Annotated in this window: 16 protein-coding genes; 9 read left to right on the top strand and 7 right to left on the bottom strand. The window is 62.8% G+C overall.

Features of this window, described 5'->3' with window-relative positions; translation table 11 throughout:
* Positions 1–111: 111 nt before the first annotated feature.
* Both EKH55_RS13035 and serA read left to right on the top strand, forming a co-directional pair.
* Positions 112–1,290 carry a phosphoserine transaminase gene (locus EKH55_RS13035; RefSeq protein ID WP_069459202.1) on the top strand — a complete coding sequence of 393 codons (1,179 nt, stop codon included), beginning with the start codon at positions 112–114 and terminating at the stop codon, positions 1,288–1,290.
* A 76-nt stretch (positions 1,291–1,366) separates the two neighbouring features.
* Positions 1,367–2,962 (top strand): phosphoglycerate dehydrogenase, encoded by a 1,596-nt coding sequence (gene serA / locus EKH55_RS13030; RefSeq protein WP_069459203.1) that lies wholly within the window; start codon positions 1,367–1,369, stop codon positions 2,960–2,962.
* Positions 2,963–3,051: 89 nt separating this feature from the next.
* Here the strand turns inward: serA and EKH55_RS13025 are convergent, their stop codons facing one another.
* Positions 3,052–3,942: a DMT family transporter gene (locus EKH55_RS13025; RefSeq protein WP_069459204.1), complete on the bottom strand. Its 891-nt coding sequence runs from the start codon at positions 3,940–3,942 to the stop codon at positions 3,052–3,054.
* A 207-nt stretch (positions 3,943–4,149) separates the two neighbouring features.
* Between EKH55_RS13025 and EKH55_RS13020 the strand changes: the two genes are divergently transcribed.
* Complete coding sequence (locus tag EKH55_RS13020) at positions 4,150–5,448, top strand: adenylosuccinate synthase (protein ID WP_069459205.1); 1,299 nt, start codon at positions 4,150–4,152, stop codon at positions 5,446–5,448.
* A 62-nt stretch (positions 5,449–5,510) separates the two neighbouring features.
* A complete protein-coding gene (locus tag EKH55_RS13015; RefSeq protein WP_069459206.1) occupies positions 5,511–7,817 on the top strand; it encodes a hypothetical protein in 2,307 nt (768 codons plus the stop codon).
* A 194-nt stretch (positions 7,818–8,011) separates the two neighbouring features.
* On the opposite strand, the gene rpoH is transcribed toward EKH55_RS13015, so the two are convergent.
* Together rpoH and EKH55_RS13005 are read right to left on the bottom strand one after the other, a co-directional pair.
* Positions 8,012–8,917: an RNA polymerase sigma factor RpoH gene (rpoH, locus tag EKH55_RS13010; RefSeq protein WP_069459207.1), complete on the bottom strand. Its 906-nt coding sequence runs from the start codon at positions 8,915–8,917 to the stop codon at positions 8,012–8,014.
* 204 nt (positions 8,918–9,121) lie between these two features.
* Positions 9,122–10,150, bottom strand: a complete 1,029-nt coding sequence (locus tag EKH55_RS13005) for an RluA family pseudouridine synthase (RefSeq protein WP_069459312.1) — start codon at positions 10,148–10,150, stop codon at positions 9,122–9,124.
* A 28-nt stretch (positions 10,151–10,178) separates the two neighbouring features.
* Here EKH55_RS13005 and EKH55_RS13000 point away from each other — a divergent pair, with 28 nt between their 5' ends.
* Together EKH55_RS13000 and EKH55_RS12995 are read left to right on the top strand one after the other, a co-directional pair.
* Entirely contained in the window at positions 10,179–10,565 is a 387-nt protein-coding gene (locus EKH55_RS13000; RefSeq protein ID WP_151611582.1) for a hypothetical protein, read from the top strand.
* Between the two features lie 4 nt (positions 10,566–10,569).
* Entirely contained in the window at positions 10,570–11,400 is an 831-nt protein-coding gene (locus tag EKH55_RS12995) for a TrmH family RNA methyltransferase (protein ID WP_069459209.1), read from the top strand.
* Positions 11,401–11,441: 41 nt separating this feature from the next.
* Here EKH55_RS12995 and EKH55_RS12990 read toward each other — a convergent pair whose 3' ends face one another.
* Both EKH55_RS12990 and EKH55_RS12985 read right to left on the bottom strand, forming a co-directional pair.
* Entirely contained in the window at positions 11,442–12,599 is a 1,158-nt protein-coding gene (locus tag EKH55_RS12990; protein ID WP_069459210.1) for a coiled-coil domain-containing protein, read from the bottom strand.
* Between the two features lie 160 nt (positions 12,600–12,759).
* The gene (locus EKH55_RS12985; RefSeq protein ID WP_083265358.1) at positions 12,760–13,365 is read right to left on the bottom strand and encodes a DUF1134 domain-containing protein; all 606 of its coding nucleotides are present in this window, start codon (positions 13,363–13,365) and stop codon (positions 12,760–12,762) included.
* 366 nt (positions 13,366–13,731) lie between these two features.
* Between EKH55_RS12985 and chpT the strand changes: the two genes are divergently transcribed.
* A complete protein-coding gene (gene chpT, locus EKH55_RS12980; protein ID WP_069459211.1) occupies positions 13,732–14,376 on the top strand; it encodes a histidine phosphotransferase ChpT in 645 nt (214 codons plus the stop codon).
* Between the two features lie 263 nt (positions 14,377–14,639).
* A complete protein-coding gene (locus EKH55_RS12975; RefSeq protein ID WP_069459212.1) occupies positions 14,640–15,002 on the top strand; it encodes a response regulator in 363 nt (120 codons plus the stop codon).
* 213 nt (positions 15,003–15,215) lie between these two features.
* On the opposite strand, the gene ctrA is transcribed toward EKH55_RS12975, so the two are convergent.
* On the bottom strand, positions 15,216–15,917 hold the full coding sequence (ctrA, locus tag EKH55_RS12970) for a response regulator transcription factor CtrA (protein WP_026616417.1): 702 nt from the start codon (positions 15,915–15,917) through the stop codon (positions 15,216–15,218).
* Between the two features lie 532 nt (positions 15,918–16,449).
* Here ctrA and EKH55_RS12965 point away from each other — a divergent pair.
* On the top strand, positions 16,450–16,800 hold the full coding sequence (locus EKH55_RS12965; RefSeq protein WP_069459213.1) for a flagellar export protein FliJ: 351 nt from the start codon (positions 16,450–16,452) through the stop codon (positions 16,798–16,800).
* A 189-nt stretch (positions 16,801–16,989) separates the two neighbouring features.
* Here EKH55_RS12965 and sciP read toward each other — a convergent pair whose 3' ends face one another.
* Positions 16,990–17,265: a CtrA inhibitor SciP gene (sciP, locus tag EKH55_RS12960; RefSeq protein WP_003527546.1), complete on the bottom strand. Its 276-nt coding sequence runs from the start codon at positions 17,263–17,265 to the stop codon at positions 16,990–16,992.
* Positions 17,266–17,383: the final 118 nt, after the last annotated feature.

Genomic DNA, 17,383 nt, shown 5'->3' with positions numbered 1-17,383 from the left:
TAAATTTTATCAAACGCGACGCAAGCCGCTTGACTTCCTCTCTGTCCCGCAATATTCCCGACGGCGGGACACCCCTCCCCAACGAGGGGCTTCTATCTGAGAGGATAGCATATGACGAAGCCTGCCAAGCCGGCCGCGCGCCCGGCGAATACCCATTTTTCTTCTGGTCCTTGCGCCAAGCGCCCCGGCTGGACGCTTGAAGCCCTTTCCGATGCCGCGCTCGGTCGTTCGCACCGGGCCAAGATCGGCAAGGCGAAGCTCAAGCAAGCCATCGACCTTACCCGTGAAATTCTCGAAGTGCCGGCCGATTACCGCATCGGCATCGTGCCCGCTTCCGATACCGGCGCCGTCGAAATGGCGCTCTGGTCGCTGCTCGGCGCCCGCGGCGTCGACATGCTCGCCTGGGAAAGCTTCGGCGCAGGCTGGGTCACCGACGTGGTCAAGCAACTAAAGCTTGCCGATGTTCGGCGCTTCGAAGCCGACTATGGCGAACTGCCTGATCTCTCCAAGGTCGACTTCGACCGCGACGTCGTCTTCACCTGGAACGGAACCACTTCGGGCGTTCGCGTCCCGAATGCTGATTTCATTCCGGCGGATCGCAAGGGGCTGACGATCTGCGACGCGACCTCCGCCGCCTTCGCCCAGGCGCTCGATTTCTCCAAGCTCGACGTCGTAACCTTCTCCTGGCAGAAGGTACTGGGCGGTGAGGGTGCGCACGGCATCCTGATCCTGAGCCCGCGTGCGGTGGAGCGGCTGGAGAGCTACGTCCCCGCCTGGCCGCTGCCGAAGATCTTCCGCATGACAAAGGGCGGCAAGCTGATCGAAGGCATCTTCACCGGCGAGACGATCAATACGCCGTCGATGCTCTGCGTCGAGGACTATATCGATGCGCTCCTCTGGGCGAAGTCGCTCGGCGGTCTCAAGGCGCTGATCGAGCGTGCCGATGCCAATGCCGAGGTCATTCACCGCTTCGTCGCGGAGAACGACTGGATCGCCAACCTCGCGGCCAGGCCGGAAACGCGCTCCAACACCTCCGTCTGCCTGAAGATCGTGGACGAGGATGTGGCGGTGCTTGAAACGGATGCGCAGGCAGCCTTCGCCAAGGGCGTGGTCGCGCTCCTCGACAGGGAGGGCGTCGCCTTCGACATCGGCCATTACCGCGATGCGCCCCCCGGCCTTCGCATCTGGGCCGGCGCGACGATCGAGACCGCCGATCTGGAGGCCCTGATGCCGTGGTTGACCTGGGCCTTCGAGACCCAGAAGGCGACCCTTTCGCAGGCGGCCGCCTGATCCGATGCGCATGCTTCGCTCTCAAGGCGGGCGAAGCACCCCTTTCCATCAGACCAGATTCTTGAAGGAGGCCCTCATGGCACCTCGCGTTCTCGTATCCGACGAACTGTCGGAAACCGCCGTCCAGATCTTCCGCGACCGCGGCGTCGAAGTGGACTTCGAGCCGAAGCTCGGCAAGGATAAGGAGCGGCTTGCCGAAGTGATCGGCAAATATGACGGCCTTGCCATCCGCTCCGCCACCAAGGTGACCGAAAAGCTCATCGCCGCCGCCACCAACTTGAAGGTTGTCGGCCGCGCCGGCATCGGCGTCGACAATGTGGACATTCCCGCCGCTTCGCGCCGCGGCATCATCGTCATGAACACCCCCTTCGGCAATTCCATCACCACGGCCGAACACGCGGTTGCGCTGATGTTTGCGGTCGCCCGCCAGCTTCCCGCCGCCGATACGTCGACGCAGTCCGGCAAGTGGGAAAAGTCGAAGTTTATGGGTGTCGAGATCACCGGTAAGGTCCTCGGCGTGATCGGCGCCGGCAATATCGGCTCGATCGTCTGCGCCCGCGCCATAGGCTTGAAGATGCACGTCGTCGCCTATGATCCGTTCCTGTCGAAGGAGCGGGCCGAGGAAATGGGCGTCGTCAAGGTCGAGCTCGACGAGCTGCTCGCGCAGGCGGACTTCATCACCCTGCACGTTCCGCTCACCGACAAGACGCGCAACATCCTGAGCGCCGAAGCGATCGCCAAGACGAAGCCCGGCGTGCGAATCATCAACTGCGCCCGCGGCGGCCTCGTCGACGAGAAGGCGCTTGCCGAGGCGCTGAAGTCGGGTCATGTCGCCGGCGCCGGCTTCGACGTCTTCGAAGTGGAACCCGCCACCGAAAGCCCGCTCTTCGGCCTGCCCAATGTCGTTTGTACCCCGCATCTCGGCGCCTCCACGTCGGAAGCGCAGGAGAATGTGGCATTGCAGGTCGCAGAGCAGATGTCCGACTATCTCGTCAAGGGCGCCGTCTCCAACGCCATCAACATGCCGTCGATCACGGCGGAGGAGGCGCCGATCCTCAAGCCCTTCATCCGCCTCGCGGATGTGCTTGGCGCCTTTGTCGGACAGGTGACCGAGAGCGCCATCAAGGAGATCGAGATTCTCTATGACGGCTCGACAGCGGCGATGAACACCAAGGCACTGACAAGCGCCGTCCTGGCTGGTCTCATCCGGCCCCAGGTGGCTGACGTCAACATGGTTTCGGCGCCGATCATGGTCAAGGAAAAGGGCATCATCCTTTCCGAGGTGAAGCGCGACAAGACGGGCGTCTTCGATGGTTACATCAAGCTGACGGTGACGACGGCGAACCAGACGCGCTCGGTTGCGGGAACGGTGTTCTCCGACGGCAAGCCGCGCTTCATCCAGATCAAGGGCATCAACCTCGACGCGGACGTCGGCAACCACATGGTCTACATCACCAATACCGACGTTCCCGGTATGATCGGCTTTATCGGCACGACGCTCGGCGATGCCGGCGTCAACATTGCCAACTTCCAACTCGGCCGTGAGAAGCAGGCCGGCGATGCGATCGCGCTACTCTATGTCGACGGGCCGGTTTCCGAGACTGTGCTCGACAGGCTGCGCGCCAATTCGGCAATCCGCCAGGCCAAGCCGCTGGTCTTCAACGTCGACTGAGCGGCACTTAGCTCTCCAGGCGCTTGCAAGCCTTCGCCCCTCCCAGCCCTCCGCTTTTTTGGACGGGTTGGGAGCGGCGGTGGATCCCGTCAATGCGCCTGCTTCGGCCGGCCGCGTTCGGCAACGGCGATGCCGCCGAGCACAAGCAGCATCGCCGCCAGATGAAACAGGTGAAAGGTCTCGCCGACGAGCAGGATGGAGAGCAGGGTGCCGAAGACCGGGATGGCGTTGATGAACAGCCCGGCGCGATTGGGGCCGATCATCTCGACGCCGCGGACATATAGGACCTGTGACATCAGCGACGGGAAGATCGCGGCGTAGAACACGATCGCCCAGCCGGTCGCATCCGGAAAGATTACCTCGCCGCTTCCCGCTTCCCAAACGAGCAGCGGAATGGAACTGATAAGCGCTCCGAAGGCGGGGACGGCGATGAAGCTCTGCCAGTGAATGGCCGGTTTCCAGCGCAGCGTGACCGTGTAGATCGCATAGACGATGCAGGCGAGAAACATCAGCCCATCGCCGAAATTGAATTGCAGCTTCAAAAGGCTTGCGAAATCGCCATGCGCCGCCGTGGTGAGCACGCCTATCAGCGTCACGGTGAAGCCGATGGCCTGGGCAATCGATGCGCGAGTGCGGAAGAGCGCGAAGTTGAACAGGAAGATCAGCATCGGGATGCCGGCCTGCAGGATGACGGCGTTGATGGCGGTCGTGTATTTCACGGCCGAATAGAGAAAGGCGTTAAACAGCGTGAAGCCGACGGCGCCATAGGCGAGCAGTTGCAGCCGATGCTGGCGGATCTTTTCCCAGTCCCGGCGAATCTGCGGCGTCATCAGCGCCAGGATGATGGCGAGTGCCACGGACCAACGCAACGTCGTCAGCATCATCGGGCTGATATGGCCGACGGCGAGCTTTCCCGCCACCGAATTGCCGCCCCAGAAAAGCGAAGTGATGCCGAGATAGAAATAGGCTCTGGAGTTCAAGAGACTGGTTCCGTGTGGGAAGGGGACGCAGGGAATTGCCGGCGGCGGAGAGCGTTTGCAGGTATAGGCGGTAAGGCCGCCGCTTGTCATGCAAAAAGCCTTCCCGCAGGGCATAACGGGGTCGCTTTCCGCAAGACAACACAGTATAGATGCGCGGGTTTGAGAACAGCGCAACGTCTTGATGCGCGCGTGAACAGGAAGAAGATTATGACGAATGTCGTGGTGGTCGGATCCCAATGGGGCGACGAAGGCAAGGGCAAGATCGTGGACTGGCTCTCGGAGCGTGCCGATATCGTCGTGCGCTTTCAGGGCGGCCACAATGCCGGCCACACGCTCGTCATCGACGGCATCAGCTACAAGTTGTCACTGCTGCCCTCGGGCGTCGTCAGGCCCGGCAAACTTGCGGTCATCGGCAATGGCGTGGTCATCGACCCGCATGCCTTGATCGCGGAGATCGACAAGCTCGCGGCCCAGGGCGTCAAGATCACGCCCGAGAACCTGCGCATCGCCGACAATGCGACGCTCATATTGTCGCTTCACCGCGAACTCGATGGTATCCGTGAGGATGCAGCATCGAACAGCGGCACCAAGATCGGCACGACGCGCCGCGGTATCGGCCCGGCCTATGAGGATAAGGTCGGCCGCCGCGCCATCCGCGTCATGGACCTGGCGGACCTCGACACGCTGCCGGCCAAGGTCGACCGGCTGCTGACGCACCACAATGCGCTGCGCCGGGGGCTCGGCGAGCCGGAGGTCAGCCATCAGGCCATCATGGACGAGTTGTCTGCCGTCGCCGAGCGGGTACTGCCCTTCATGGACACGGTCTGGCTGCTGCTCGACCGGCAGCGCCGCAAGGGCGCGCGCATCCTCTTCGAGGGTGCACAGGGCACCCTGCTCGATATCGATCACGGCACCTATCCCTTCGTCACCTCATCGAACACCGTTGCCGGTCAGGCGGCCGCCGGCTCCGGCATGGGACCCGGCTCACTCGGCTACATACTCGGCATCACCAAGGCCTATACGACGCGCGTCGGCGAAGGACCGTTCCCGACGGAGCTCAATGACGAGATCGGCCAGTTCCTCGGGGAGCGCGGCCATGAATTCGGCACCGTCACCGGGCGCAAGCGCCGCTGCGGCTGGTTCGACGCCGCGCTGGTGCGCCAGTCGGTCGCCGCGAACGGCATCACCGGCATCGCACTCACCAAGCTCGACGTGCTCGACGGTCTGGACGAGTTGAAGATTTGCGTCGGCTACACGCTTGATGGACAGGAGATCGACCATCTTCCCGCAAGCCAGGCGCAGCAAGCCGCGGTCAAGCCCCTCTATATTTCGCTCGAAGGTTGGAAGGAATCGACGGTCGGCGCCCGAAAATGGGCCGATCTACCTGCCCAGGCGATCAAGTATGTTCGCCAGGTGGAAGAACTGATCGGCGCGCCGGTCGCCCTTCTTTCCACAAGCCCGGAGCGCGACGACACAATACTTGTGACGGATCCTTTTGAGGACTAGTGTCGCGCAATGCGGCGGCATGGTAATTGCCGCCGCGTGACTGAGAATTGAGAAAGTTTCTGATGGCGGATTTTGTTGCAGTTATTCGCAGGACCGTTGACGGCCTGTCGGAAAACACCCCCGAAATGCGAGCCCGGGTTTACGAGAAGGCGCGCGGTGCCGTGCGCCGCCAACTCGAAAACATGAACCCGCGCCCATCGGACGACATGATCAGCCGCCAGCTCAACAAGCTGGAAACGGCGATCGCCGAGGTGGACAGCGAATACGCCGAGGCATTGCCGGCGATCGAAGAGCCGGAGGCGATCGAGCCGGCTGAGCAGGCGCCACTGGTGGCTGCATCGGAGCCGGACACGGTCCCGCCACCGCCCGCGGAGCCGGAACAGACGATGCCCGCGGAGCCGGAACAGACGCCGCCCGAGCCACAGCAGGAGGTTGCTACGCCAGCCGCTGCCGGCGCCGAAGCGCCGTCGCCCGCTTTTGAAGAAGTGCCCCACGTCACGGCTGAAGTGGCGCCCGAATCGGAGCCGGAGGCTCCGGCGCAGCAAGAGCGCCAGACGGAAGCGGAAACCGAAGCCGCGCGCGCGCCCGTCCAACGCTATGAGCAGCCACCGGCCGTAGAAGAAGAGCCGGACTTGACGCCGGCGACGCTCCCATGGAGCGCCTCGGCCGAGGAGCAGGCGATCGAGGGAGGCCCTATCGAAGATGCCTCGGCCGTCGACGAGATCGCCGAACAGCAGGCGGAGGATCGCCCGCACGCCGAATTCCTCCACGAGGAGGGCGGCCAAGCGGAGCTGGCTCCTGTCGAGCCGACCGTTGCGGACGAGGAGCCGCTCGCAGCCTCGCCGAAAAGCGCAGCGCCGTCCGAATGGGCCCTGCCGGAATGGGACGATTCCCCCACCCTCCCGAGGGAGGCGCAGCCGGCGCCCGAGCCCTCTGTGGGCCCCGAGATTGGCGAGCCGGAACGGCTGGGCCTGCACCCCGTTGAGCCAGATGGGGGCGAGCCAAGTCACGCGCCAGAGCCCGGTCCTGTCTCCGAGAAGGAGGCTGCATCATCCTGGTCCTTCGACGACAGGGATCCTTTTGGGGCGCCAACGAAGAAGACGGAAGGAGTGGCCGAACCGGAAATACCCGAGTGGTCCTGGCCGGTGGAAAAGGCGGCCACGGCCGCAGGCGAAGAAGAGCGTGCCGGGAGTGCCTGGGACCATATCGATGACCTGCTCGGCTTCCAGGACGGCGATCGGGCGCAAAATGGCGCGAGCTCGGCCGCCAAGGAGGAAGGTACCGGCGTCCCCCCGACCGCGGAGCCGGGACCGCCCGTCTCCTATCGGGCCACGCCCAAGACGTCCCGCTTCCGCATCAAAGGCCTGGCAATCGCCGCCGTCGTTCTGCTTCTCCTCGGTGGTGGCGGCTATGCGTATTGGATCAATAGGGAAGTCGGCAACGCCTGGCTTTCGGACATGATCGCGAAGATCATGCCATCGGATGCCGAATCGCCGGCCCCGGCTGCCGATGGGAAGTCGCCGGCCAGCCAGCCGGACGGCGAGACCGGCGCAGAAGACGGCGCGGTTTCGCCCGAGCCTGGTTCGACCAAATACACGCAGCGACTGCTCGCGGACGGGACCGAGAGGGACGAGGGGCCAGCCGGCACAAGCGGCGCGGATATCTCCCAGGAAGGCAAGTCGGTGGCGGCGCAGACCGAGGTCGGGCAGCAACCGAAGAACGATGGCGCCTCCGGACAGTCAGCCGCGGCCACGCCGGCGGAGAACGGCGATCAGACGGCCATGCCCGAGGTTTCCATTGCGGATGGCGAGAAGATGTTCCTTTACGAGGAGCGGCTCGGGCAGTCGTCGCCCACGGCCATCCCCGGTGCCGTCTCCTGGTCCATCAAGGAGGAATCGCCGGGCGGCGACGCCAAGCCGGAGGCGGCAATCCAGGCGCAGATCGTCGTGCCGGATCGCGGCTTGACGGCGCTGATGACGATCAAGCGCAACGCCGATCCCTCGTTGCCTGCGAGCCACGTGATCGAGTTCGTGTTCTCGTTGCCGTCGAATTTCGAGGGCGGCAGCATCGACGGAGTCCAGCGCGTCTCGATGAAGCGCACGGAACAGGACCGCGGCGATCCGCTAATCGCCGTTCCGGCGAAGATCACCGACGATTTCCACATGATAGCGCTCAACGACTTCGCGGAAGCCACCAAGGTCAACACCGAACTACTGCGCAGCCGCAGCTGGATGGACATTCCCATAACCTATCGGAACGGGCGCCGGGCGCTACTGACGCTTGAGAAGGGCGCCACCGGCACCGACGTCTTCAACGAGGCCCTGCAGGCCTGGAGCGCTCTCGGCAGTGCCGCTGCCAGCGGCCAATAGCGGAAAGAGCCGCGACGGCGAAAAGCGAACCCGGCAAGATCGTCATCCTGCCGGGGTTTTGTAGCGCCGCGCGTCTTTTTTAGACGCGCAAAGATCGCTGTGACTCAGCTCATCGAGGTTGAGTGCCCATCGAGCATTCCGGAAAATTGGTTCCGATCTTCGGGGCTATATGCAGGATTCGCTGTGTGGCTTGTTTACGCGCCCTCGACGACGCGGAGCGCATTGGCGCGGTCCAGCGCGGCCTTGCGGACGGCATCCTGCACCTTCTCGAAGGCGCGGACTTCGATCTGGCGGACGCGTTCGCGGCTGATGTCAAACTCGCTCGAAAGATCTTCCAGCGTCACCGGGTCTTCGGTAAGCCGACGGGCTTGGAAGATGCGGCGCTCACGGTCGTTCAAGACCTTCAGGGCGTCGGCGAGCAAAGCGCGGCGGCTGTCGAGCTCATCCTGTTCGATCAGGATTTCTTCCTGATTGTCGTGTTCGTCGACGAGCCAGTCCTGCCACTGGCCGGAGTCGCCTTCGCTCGCCTTGATCGGCGCGTTCAGCGACGCGTCGCCGGACAGACGGCGGTTCATCGAAACGACTTCGTCCTCGCTCACTTTGAGCGTCGTGGCGATTTCCTTCACCTGTTCCGGCTTGAGATCGCCCTCGTCGAGAGCCTGAATCCGGCCCTTCAGCCGGCGCAGATTGAAGAACAGCCGCTTCTGGTTGGCGGTGGTGCCCATTTTGACGAGCGACCAGGAGCGCAGGATGTATTCCTGGATGGCCGCCTTGATCCACCACATCGCATAGGTTGCAAGGCGGAAGCCACGGTCGGGCTCGAACTTTTTGACCGCCTGCATCAGGCCGACATTGCCTTCGGATATGACTTCGCCGATCGGCAGCCCATAGCCGCGATAGCCCATCGCGATCTTGGCGACCAGGCGCAAATGGCTCGTCACGAGCTTGTGCGCGGCACCGCGGTCCTCATGCTCCTGGTACCGCTTGGCGAGCATGTACTCTTCCTGCGGCTCCAGCATCGGAAATTTGCGGATTTCATCGAGATATCGATTTAGACCGCCCTCTCCGGCGGCAATGGTCGGCAAAGTATTGCGGGCCATGAAGCACCCCCTCTTTGTAGCCTCCGGCCTCCAGGACGGCAAGCCGGCGTGGGTCTTCGTCCAGACCCCACAGGCTAGAAGATAAGTGCGGCAAAAGCATGATTCAAGGAGTCCGGTTTCACGCTGTCGTGAGACCGGGAGAAGAGATATGGCGATGCGAGACCATCATAAGATCGGAACTATTCGCAGCGATTTCAAGGGTGATCAGCTCGCGGTCCGCAGCGCGGCGATCAGTCCCTCCATGTCCGCCGGCATCGGTGCTTCGAAATGCATCGTCTCGCCGCTCGAGGGATGTTCGAACTGCAGCATGAAGGCGTGAAGCGCTTGTCGAGGGAAGCGATTGACCACGCTTTTCGCCGGCTCGGGCAAAAGGTTGGCCTTCGTCCGGAAGGCGGCGCCGTAATCGGGATCGCCGATCAGCGGATGCCCGATATGGGCCATATGCACACGGATCTGATGGGTTCGGCCGGTTTCCAGATGGCATTCGACGGCCGAGGCGAGTGCTGTGCCGTCCGGCTTTTCGCAATAGCGCTCGACGACCTGGTAATGGGTGATCGCCTCGCGCGCGTCGTCGCTCTCCTCGCGCTTGACCGACCGCTTCGTCCGGTCTCCCGCCCGTCCGAGCGGGGCGTCGACCATGCCTTTCAGCTGACGCGGCCGGCCCCAGACGATTGCCCGATAGGCTCGCTCGAGCGGTCCCGTGCGGCCATGATCGGCAAACTGGCCGGACAGATGGCGATGGGCGGCATCGTTCTTTGCTGCGACCATGACGCCGCTCGTGTCCTTGTCCAGCCGGTGGACGATTCCCGGTCGTCGGACGCCGCCGATGCCGGAGAGGCTCTCGCCGCAATGGTGAATGAGGGCGTTTACGAGCGTTCCTGTCCAGTTGCCGGCACCGGGATGCACCACGAGGCCGGCCGGCTTGACCAGCACGATCAGATCATCGTCCTCATAGACGACATCAAGCGGGATCGCCTCGCCCTTCGGTTCCGGATCTTCCGGTGCAGGCAGGACTATTTCGAACGCATCGCCCGGACACACCTTTTTCTTCGGCTCGAGAACGGGCGTGCCGTTCAGCGAAACGGCACCCTGTTCGATCAGTCCCTTGATGCGATTTCGCGAGAACTCGCCCGAAAGCGCCTCAGTCAGAAAGGCGTCGAGCCGTCCCGAGGCGCTCTCATTCGCCGTCAGGACTTTCCTATTGCCGGACGCTTGTTTAAAGGGATCGTTCATGCGTTCCAATTCCGATAGAAAGCCAGCCATGACTGCAATCGAGCCCGATGATGAACTGGAAGAGAAGCCCCTTGATCCGGCGATGGAGAATGTCCGCCGTAAGATGGTGCGCCTGCAGCTCGTCTCGGCCGGCGTGATGCTGATCATGCTTATGGCCGTCCTCGGGACGATTGTCTACAAGCTGACGCGGGCCGACGGCGGCGCGGCGACGGCGCAAGCGGCAGCCAGCGCGCCGGCGGACGCGCCGGTGAACGCGATCGCGGCGCTGCCGGCCGGCTTTTCGGTGAGCGACGTGGCGCTGTCCGGATCGCAATTGCTCTTCTACGGCAGCTTGCCTGGTGCCGAGCCACGCGCGATTGTCTTCGACATCCGGGCAGGACGCATCGTCGCGGACGTCACCGTCAGGACGAATTGACGCGATGGGCGTGGCCGGTCCGATCCGGATTGAAGACTCGGCGGACTCCCGCATTGCGGGATTCGTCTCGATAAGGGAGCGTGATCTCACGGGGCGCGAGGGCCGCTTCATCGCCGAAGGCACCGTCGTGCTGCGCATGCTGGCGGCGGCGCATCGCTCCGGCCGCGGCATTGCCGCCGAAGCGATCCTGCTCCTGGAAAGCCGCGTTGCCGGTCTTGCGAGTTTGCTTGCCGAGTTCCCGCCCGAGGTACCGGTCTACATGGCCGATGCCCGCGTCTTCGATGCGATCGCCGGTTTCAACATGCATCGCGGCGTGCTGGCGCTCGGCCGATTCGATCAGATGCCGGGCAGGGACGCGCTGATTGCCAACCTTCCCACGTGCAGCCTGGTTCTCGCCGCCTGCGGCATCTCCAACCATGACAATATGGGGTCGCTGTTTCGAAACGCGGCGGCCTTCGGTGTCGATGCGGTGCTGATGGATCAGACCACCTGCGATCCGATGTATCGCAAGGCGATCCGCGTGTCGGTCGGCTCCGTGCTGACGCTGCCTTTCGCGCGTGAGGGGACCGCGGCCGATCTGATTGAAAGGCTGCAGGCAGGCGGCTTTGCGATTTGGGGACTGTCGCCGCGCGGCGAGACCGATGTAGGTGAGATTGCGCCGGCGCCGCGCACGGCGCTCCTGGTCGGCACCGAAGGCGAGGGCCTGCCGCAGACCATTCTGTCAGCCGTTCGGACCGCGCGCATCCGCCAGCGGCCGGGCCTCGACAGCCTCAATGTCGCAATGGCGGCAGGCATTGCGCTCCATCAGGTTGCGCGCGTCAACGGCCGGATCTGACCGGGGCGCGCGGCCGAAAACGTTCCACCGAAGCCGCGGCATTATTTCGGCGACAACAATTCCTTGGCGCGCTCCGCCAGACTGTTTCCATTTTCGTGCTTCTCTGCCTCTTCGCCGGTAAGGAGACCGTGGATCGGCGAGGTGTCGCCCTCGCGCATCGCGGTAAGCGCGATCATGCCGGCGGCAATCGCCGCCATTTCCTCGCGCAGCGCCTCGTCATGGGCGGCGGATTTCGAATTGGTCAGACGTTCCGAGAGCGCCGTTGCGCGCATGCGCATATCTTCGGAAAGCGTGTCGGCATCGCTCCCCTGCGACATGGCCTTCTCTTTCTCCCCGGCGTCGCTTGCCGCTTTCCAGCTTGGCGTCGGCTGTTTCGGCAGCTTTACGCCGGCGGTGCGGAGCGCCCTCGTCGCCTCGCGGATCTCCTGCTTCGCCGACTTCAATCGCACCTTCAGTTTCTCAATTTCCTCGGCGCCGCGCTCGAGCGTGCTCTCGCGGTCCGCCTTCGCGGCGGCTTCGCGGGCAAGCTTCGTTTCCAGCTGACGCATGCGGCTGCCGTCCCGCTCCAGGCGCAACTCCATTTCGCGTGTACGCGCATTCTCCGCCTTGAGGTCCGCCCGCAGTGCCTCGCGCTCGTCGCGCAGCCCAGCGACACGGCTCTTCAAATGCTCGACCTCGGTCTCCCGCGCCACGACGTCGATGCGAAGACTGTCGATCTCGGCGGTGTGCCTGTCCAGATCCTTCCTAAGCCGGCGAATGGTTTCGCTCTTGTCGCCATCGGCGCGCTGCAGGCTTTCGAACGACGCGCGCACGTCCGCAAGCCGCTGCTCGAGTTCCCGGATGGTCGAGCGCATAGTGGTGACCTCGATGTCCATCTCCGCCGCCTGCGCCTGCAGTTCGGTGTTTTCGCCGGCCAGTCGGCGCACCTCCTGGTGCGTCCGTTCGCTCTGCAGCATCAGGGCGACGCCCTTGTCGCGTTCCCGGCGCAGGGCCTGCATGGTTTTGGCGTTTTCGGCGGCGTAGGTCGCGCGGGCGGCATCCCTCTGTGCGCGCACTTCCTGGGGGCTCAGTGGCATGGTTGCCTTCAGCCGATCCTCGGCGAAGCGCACGATGCGCTTCTGGATTGCGGGCGCGATCATGAGGCCGAAGAGGACCGCCGTCAGGAAGCCGAGGGCAAAGAGGAGTGCATATTCGATCACGTGCCGGCCGTTTCATCTGGACCGGACCGCCCATGCGGGACGGTCTGGCAGCCCTTCGTTCTTCGCAATAAAGCATGACGCCTGAAATGACATTTACCGCAAGCTTTGACGCCTTTCCATATCCGCAACGGTCGACCCGGCGCGCGCGACGTCACCGCTGTCAGAAGGGGTTCCAGGTCGGTTGCTGCGTCAGCTTCAAATAGCCGACATTAACGCCGAGCCTTGCGCCGATACCGGTGCGGATCGGCACGACCACGACGTGCTCGTCCGTCAGCACCGTCATGCCGACACCGGCGACGACATAGGCGGAGCCGGAGACACCACCGAAGCGCTTGTAGAGCGCCGGCACGCTCGGCAGGTTGTAGACGAGCATCATTGCCCGGCTGCCTTGTCCGCCCCAATCGAGCCCGAGCGATGGGCCCTGCCAGAAGACCGGATGCTGGCCGACATTCTTGGTGTAGAGCTCACCCTCACCATAGGTGAGGCCGGCGATGAAGGCGCCTGAGCCTTCCTGCCCGAGAATGTAGCCGTTCGGCAGGCCGTAACTTTCGAAGGCGCGCTCCACCACCTTGGCAAGGCCGCCGGAAGTCTCGCCGAAGAAAGTGTGGCCCGCATCGACGATCTCCTGCATCGTATACTGGCTTCCGTTGGCGGCTTGGGCGTGGGCGGCGGAATTGGCGCCGGTTGTCAGAGCGACGCCTATCAGCATGATTGTCGTCAGGATGGCGCGGACAGCCATTGCAGTAGCCTTCATCGTCGGCTGCATCGTTTCCTCCGTCGGGCGCGAATGCGGCGCGCGCGGGCGGCTATGGCCAGCGTTTCGATCGGTCGCGCGCCACCCGCGGGTCTGGTCCATTTTCAAGCGGCTGCGCGTGAATGGCACTACCGGCTTGATCGAGCGCACCCTCTCTGCTTCCAGTGCTTCCACGAGCTGGGCTATCCGAAACCGGGGTGCTCTGACAATTTGAACCGATGATCTTAACAATCGGTTTACCAAATGTGATGTCATTATGGCTGATCGAAAAATAAGAGTGCTCGCCGGCCGCATGGGGCTGGCCGAAGTCGGGCATGGCCGCGGAGCCGTTTGCGCCCTGCGCAAGCCCCGGATGGAAGAACCGGACGAGGAACGAGAATGGCAAAGAATCCGAACCTGACGCTGACGGGACCCGACCTCGCCGCGCTGCTGTGCAGTCGGGTGTGCCACGACATCATCTCGCCGGTCGGCGCCATCAACAACGGCCTCGAACTGCTCGACGAGGGCGGCGCCGATGCCGATGCCATGGACCTGATCCGCACCAGCGCCCTCAATGCCTCGGTCCGGCTGAAATTCGCCCGTCTCGCTTTCGGCGCCTCAGGTTCGGTCGGCGCATCGATCGACACCGGAGAAGCGGAGAAGGCGGCCAAGGATTTCGCCGCTGCGGAAAAGAAGACTGAAGTCACGTGGAACGGCCCGCGCGCGATCATCGCCAAGAATCGCGTCAAGCTGCTCCTGAACCTGTTCCTCATCGCCTATGGCGCGATCCCGCGCGGCGGCTCGATCGACATCACGCTGGAGGATCCGGAATTCGCCGCCGCCTTCAGCCTCGTGGCCAAGGGGCGGATGATGCGCGTGCCGCCGAAACTCATGGAAATTCTCTCCGGCACCCCGGAGGAGGCAGTCGACGCGCACTCGATCCAACCCTATTACACGGTGCTGCTTGCCGATGAGGCGGGCATGACGATCGACGTCGCTTCGACTGGCGAAGAGATCGTCTTCACGGCACGCGTTGGCGTCTGATCGGCAGAGCCGCTCATTGACCATGACAGGAATATTGGGTCCCCGCCGGTCGGTCCGGCGGGCTCTTGCGTTTTTTCCCACAGCGGAACGCTCTAAATTTCCTGGCTCTCGATGATCGGACTCGGAAGCGTTAACGAGCCCGACAACTTTGCCGCGAAGCAAAAAAAGAACGTAAGCGTGCGCGGTAACGGTTTCTTTGCCAAATCCATATAAGATTGTTTCATGGATGCGTTTTCGCCTGTGAGGCCTATAGGGAGTGAAGCATGCGGCGCTTGATGATCGCTGATGGTTCGGATGTTGTAAGAAAGGTCGGCAAACGTATCCTCTCGGGCATGGGTTTTCTCGTGTCCGAAGCGCCGAGCAGCCTGGAGGCGCTGGTGCGTTGCGAGGCCGAGCTGCCGAACATCCTGATCGTCGACGCCGCGCTCGAAGGGGCACTCGATCTCATCGGCAATATCCGCAGGCTGCCCGAGGGCGCCTCGGTCAAGATCTATTATTGCGTCGTCGAGGCGGACCTTCGCAAGATGATGGCCGGCAAGCGGGCCGGCGCCGATGATTTCCTCCTGAAGCCCTTCGACCGCAAGATCCTGACGAATGTCTTTGCCAACCAGTCGATGGCCGCCTGAGGCGCGTATTTCCGCGACGCACTTTTACGTTGCAGATCCTCCCGGAGAAATTGGCCGCGGCTCGCCGCGGCTCTTTTTTATTCGACGTGTAGAAGGACAGGGTCACGGAGCCTGAAGGCGGCGCCAAACGGCAAAAAACCCGCCAAGGGGCGGGTCTTCGTGTTCGGGGGCGGGTTGGCGCGGACCTTTTGCCCGGCGCCAGCCATTGGTAAATCAGGCGGTTTCCAGGTAGTCGTTGCCTTCGGGCTCGCGCAGCACGTAGCCGCGGCCCCAGACAGTTTCGATATAGTTGGCGCCGCCGGCGGCGTTTGCGAGCTTCTTACGCAGCTTGCAGATGAAGACGTCGATGATCTTCAGTTCCGGCTCGTCCATGCCGCCGTAGAGGTGGTTCAGGAACATTTCCTTGGTGAGGGTCGTGCCCTTGCGCAGCGAGAGCAGCTCCAGCATCTGATATTCCTTGCCGGTCAGATGGACTCGCTGGCCGCCGACTTCCACCGTCTTGGCGTCGAGATTGACGATCAGTTCGCCGGTTGCGATCACCGACTGGGCGTGGCCCTTGGAGCGGCGCACGATCGCATGGATGCGCGCCACCAGCTCGTCCTTGTGGAAGGGCTTGGTCATATAGTCGTCGGCGCCAAAGCCGAGTCCCCGGACCTTGTCTTCGATGCCTGCCATACCGGAGAGAATGAGAATCGGGGTCTTCACCTTCGACAGACGCAGCGTTCTCAGGACCTCGTAGCCGGACATGTCCGGCAAATTCAGATCGAGTAGGATAATATCGTAATCGTAAAGCTTGCCGAGATCGACGCCTTCCTCCCCGAGATCGGTGGTGTAGACGTTGAAACTCTCTGACTTGAGCATCAGCTCAATGCTTTGAGCCGTCGCGCTATCGTCTTCGATCAGTAGAACCCGCATAGTCTTCCCCTTTTCCGCCGCCCAAGGTCGTCGTGGCCCCCCTTACGCGTGACGGATCCAGTCGTTGCCTGATTTGGAGGCTGCCATCAAATGGTTAACAAATTCTGATTCACTCTGGCAAGGTGTATCGAGCGTGTTAAATATTTTTAGCAGTCTCCTGATTCCAAAGGTGAATCCGAAACGGCATTTCTCATGCGATACATGAGGAGATGCCGCTATCCGACTCTCTAGACTCGCAAATAGGCCAAGCGCCACATTTCGTATCTCAGCATTTACGGAGCCTTAAATCATCGTCCCTATGATTAACGATGCCCGTAAACGAAAGGTTACCAGCGGTAGGTGTTTGTTAAGACCGCTGGGGATTTTTCGTTTTCGGCTCCAGGTGGGCCGGAGGGTAGCGCATGGGGGTTCGGATCGGTGTCGATTTGAGGCGGATCATGCGCAAGTTCAAAGTGCTGCGGCGGCCTTGCCCCAACGCGGGGGCGCTGCGGAATCGGTAGCCGGGGTGTCGCCATCCACGGGAGTATTGCGTATGAAACCACGTGAGAGCCTTGTCCGACTGAAAGAATTTCAGGTTCGGGAGAAGCAGCGTCAGTTGAACCAGCTTCAGATGATGATGGCTGAGTTCGAGCGGATGACCAAGGACCTAGAAAGCCAGATCGTCTTCGAGGAAAAGAAGTCGGGCATTTCCGACCCCTCGCATTTCGCCTATCCCACCTTCGCAAAGGCTGCCCGCCAGCGCGCCGACAACCTCCAGGTGTCGATCCGGGAATTGAAAATGCAGCAGGATGCGGCCGAGCTCGCCCTTGCGGAAGTTCAGGCCGAATATGAGAAGGCGGCTGCGCTCGAAGAGCGGGACGCGGGCACCCGGCTACGCGCCTGAGATCGCCTGAGGCGCAAGCAGCAGAGAAGTTGACCGAACCCGCCTCCCGTCCCCCGGGGGCGGGTTTTCGTTATTGACGTTGAGATGGGAGCTGGAGCGCGCATCCTGCCGGAAGCGCCCGAAACGACACCGGCGGCTCAGGAGGGTCCCGAGCCGCCGGTTCGAATTATGGCCCTGTTTCAGGGGTGATCAGTGGCGATATTGCTGGATGCGCGTCGTGCGCAGGCCCGCCAGCCCGTGATCGTTGATAGAGGACTGCCAGGAGAGGAACTCCTCGACGGTGAGGGTGTAACGCTCGCATGCCTCTTCCAGGCTCAGGAGGCCGCCACGCACGGCGGCGACGACTTCGGCCTTCCTGCGGATTACCCAGCGCCGGGTATTGGCCGGCGGCAGGTCCGCAATCGTCAGAGGGCTGCCATCGGGGCCGATAACATATTTTACGCGTGGACGCATCATTTCGGTCATGGGACTCTCTACACAAACTCAAGACCATATGCACACGACCCTAGCGTGCCACATTTAACATTTACCTAAGCGGCCGGTAACGATTTGCTTATAATTTTAGACACTTCCGGCCGGCAGG

This window comes from Sinorhizobium alkalisoli, assembly GCF_008932245.1.
In the GTDB taxonomy this organism is placed as follows: Bacteria; Pseudomonadota; Alphaproteobacteria; order Rhizobiales; family Rhizobiaceae; genus Sinorhizobium; species Sinorhizobium alkalisoli.
Note: the sequence above shows the minus strand (reverse complement) of the source record. Positions and strands in the feature narration are given on the sequence as shown.

What these genes read in the sequence shown, in the direction of transcription:
- EKH55_RS13000 (WP_151611582.1), top strand. Translation starts at nt 10,179, where the DNA reads ATGACTGCAATCGAGCCCGATGATGAACTGGAAGAGAAGCCCCTTGAT.
- rpoH (WP_069459207.1), bottom strand. Translation starts at nt 8,917, where the DNA reads ATGGCCCGCAATACTTTGCCGACCATTGCCGCCGGAGAGGGCGGTCTA.
- ctrA (WP_026616417.1), bottom strand. Translation starts at nt 15,917, where the DNA reads ATGCGGGTTCTACTGATCGAAGACGATAGCGCGACGGCTCAAAGCATT.
- sciP (WP_003527546.1), bottom strand. Translation starts at nt 17,265, where the DNA reads ATGACCGAAATGATGCGTCCACGCGTAAAATATGTTATCGGCCCCGAT.
- EKH55_RS12965 (WP_069459213.1), top strand. Translation starts at nt 16,450, where the DNA reads ATGAAACCACGTGAGAGCCTTGTCCGACTGAAAGAATTTCAGGTTCGG.
- EKH55_RS13015 (WP_069459206.1), top strand. Translation starts at nt 5,511, where the DNA reads ATGGCGGATTTTGTTGCAGTTATTCGCAGGACCGTTGACGGCCTGTCG.
- EKH55_RS13035 (WP_069459202.1), top strand. Translation starts at nt 112, where the DNA reads ATGACGAAGCCTGCCAAGCCGGCCGCGCGCCCGGCGAATACCCATTTT.
- EKH55_RS13005 (WP_069459312.1), bottom strand. Translation starts at nt 10,150, where the DNA reads ATGAACGATCCCTTTAAACAAGCGTCCGGCAATAGGAAAGTCCTGACG.
- EKH55_RS12995 (WP_069459209.1), top strand. Translation starts at nt 10,570, where the DNA reads ATGGGCGTGGCCGGTCCGATCCGGATTGAAGACTCGGCGGACTCCCGC.
- EKH55_RS12985 (WP_083265358.1), bottom strand. Translation starts at nt 13,365, where the DNA reads ATGCAGCCGACGATGAAGGCTACTGCAATGGCTGTCCGCGCCATCCTG.
- chpT (WP_069459211.1), top strand. Translation starts at nt 13,732, where the DNA reads ATGGCAAAGAATCCGAACCTGACGCTGACGGGACCCGACCTCGCCGCG.
- EKH55_RS12975 (WP_069459212.1), top strand. Translation starts at nt 14,640, where the DNA reads ATGCGGCGCTTGATGATCGCTGATGGTTCGGATGTTGTAAGAAAGGTC.
- serA (WP_069459203.1), top strand. Translation starts at nt 1,367, where the DNA reads ATGGCACCTCGCGTTCTCGTATCCGACGAACTGTCGGAAACCGCCGTC.
- EKH55_RS13020 (WP_069459205.1), top strand. Translation starts at nt 4,150, where the DNA reads ATGACGAATGTCGTGGTGGTCGGATCCCAATGGGGCGACGAAGGCAAG.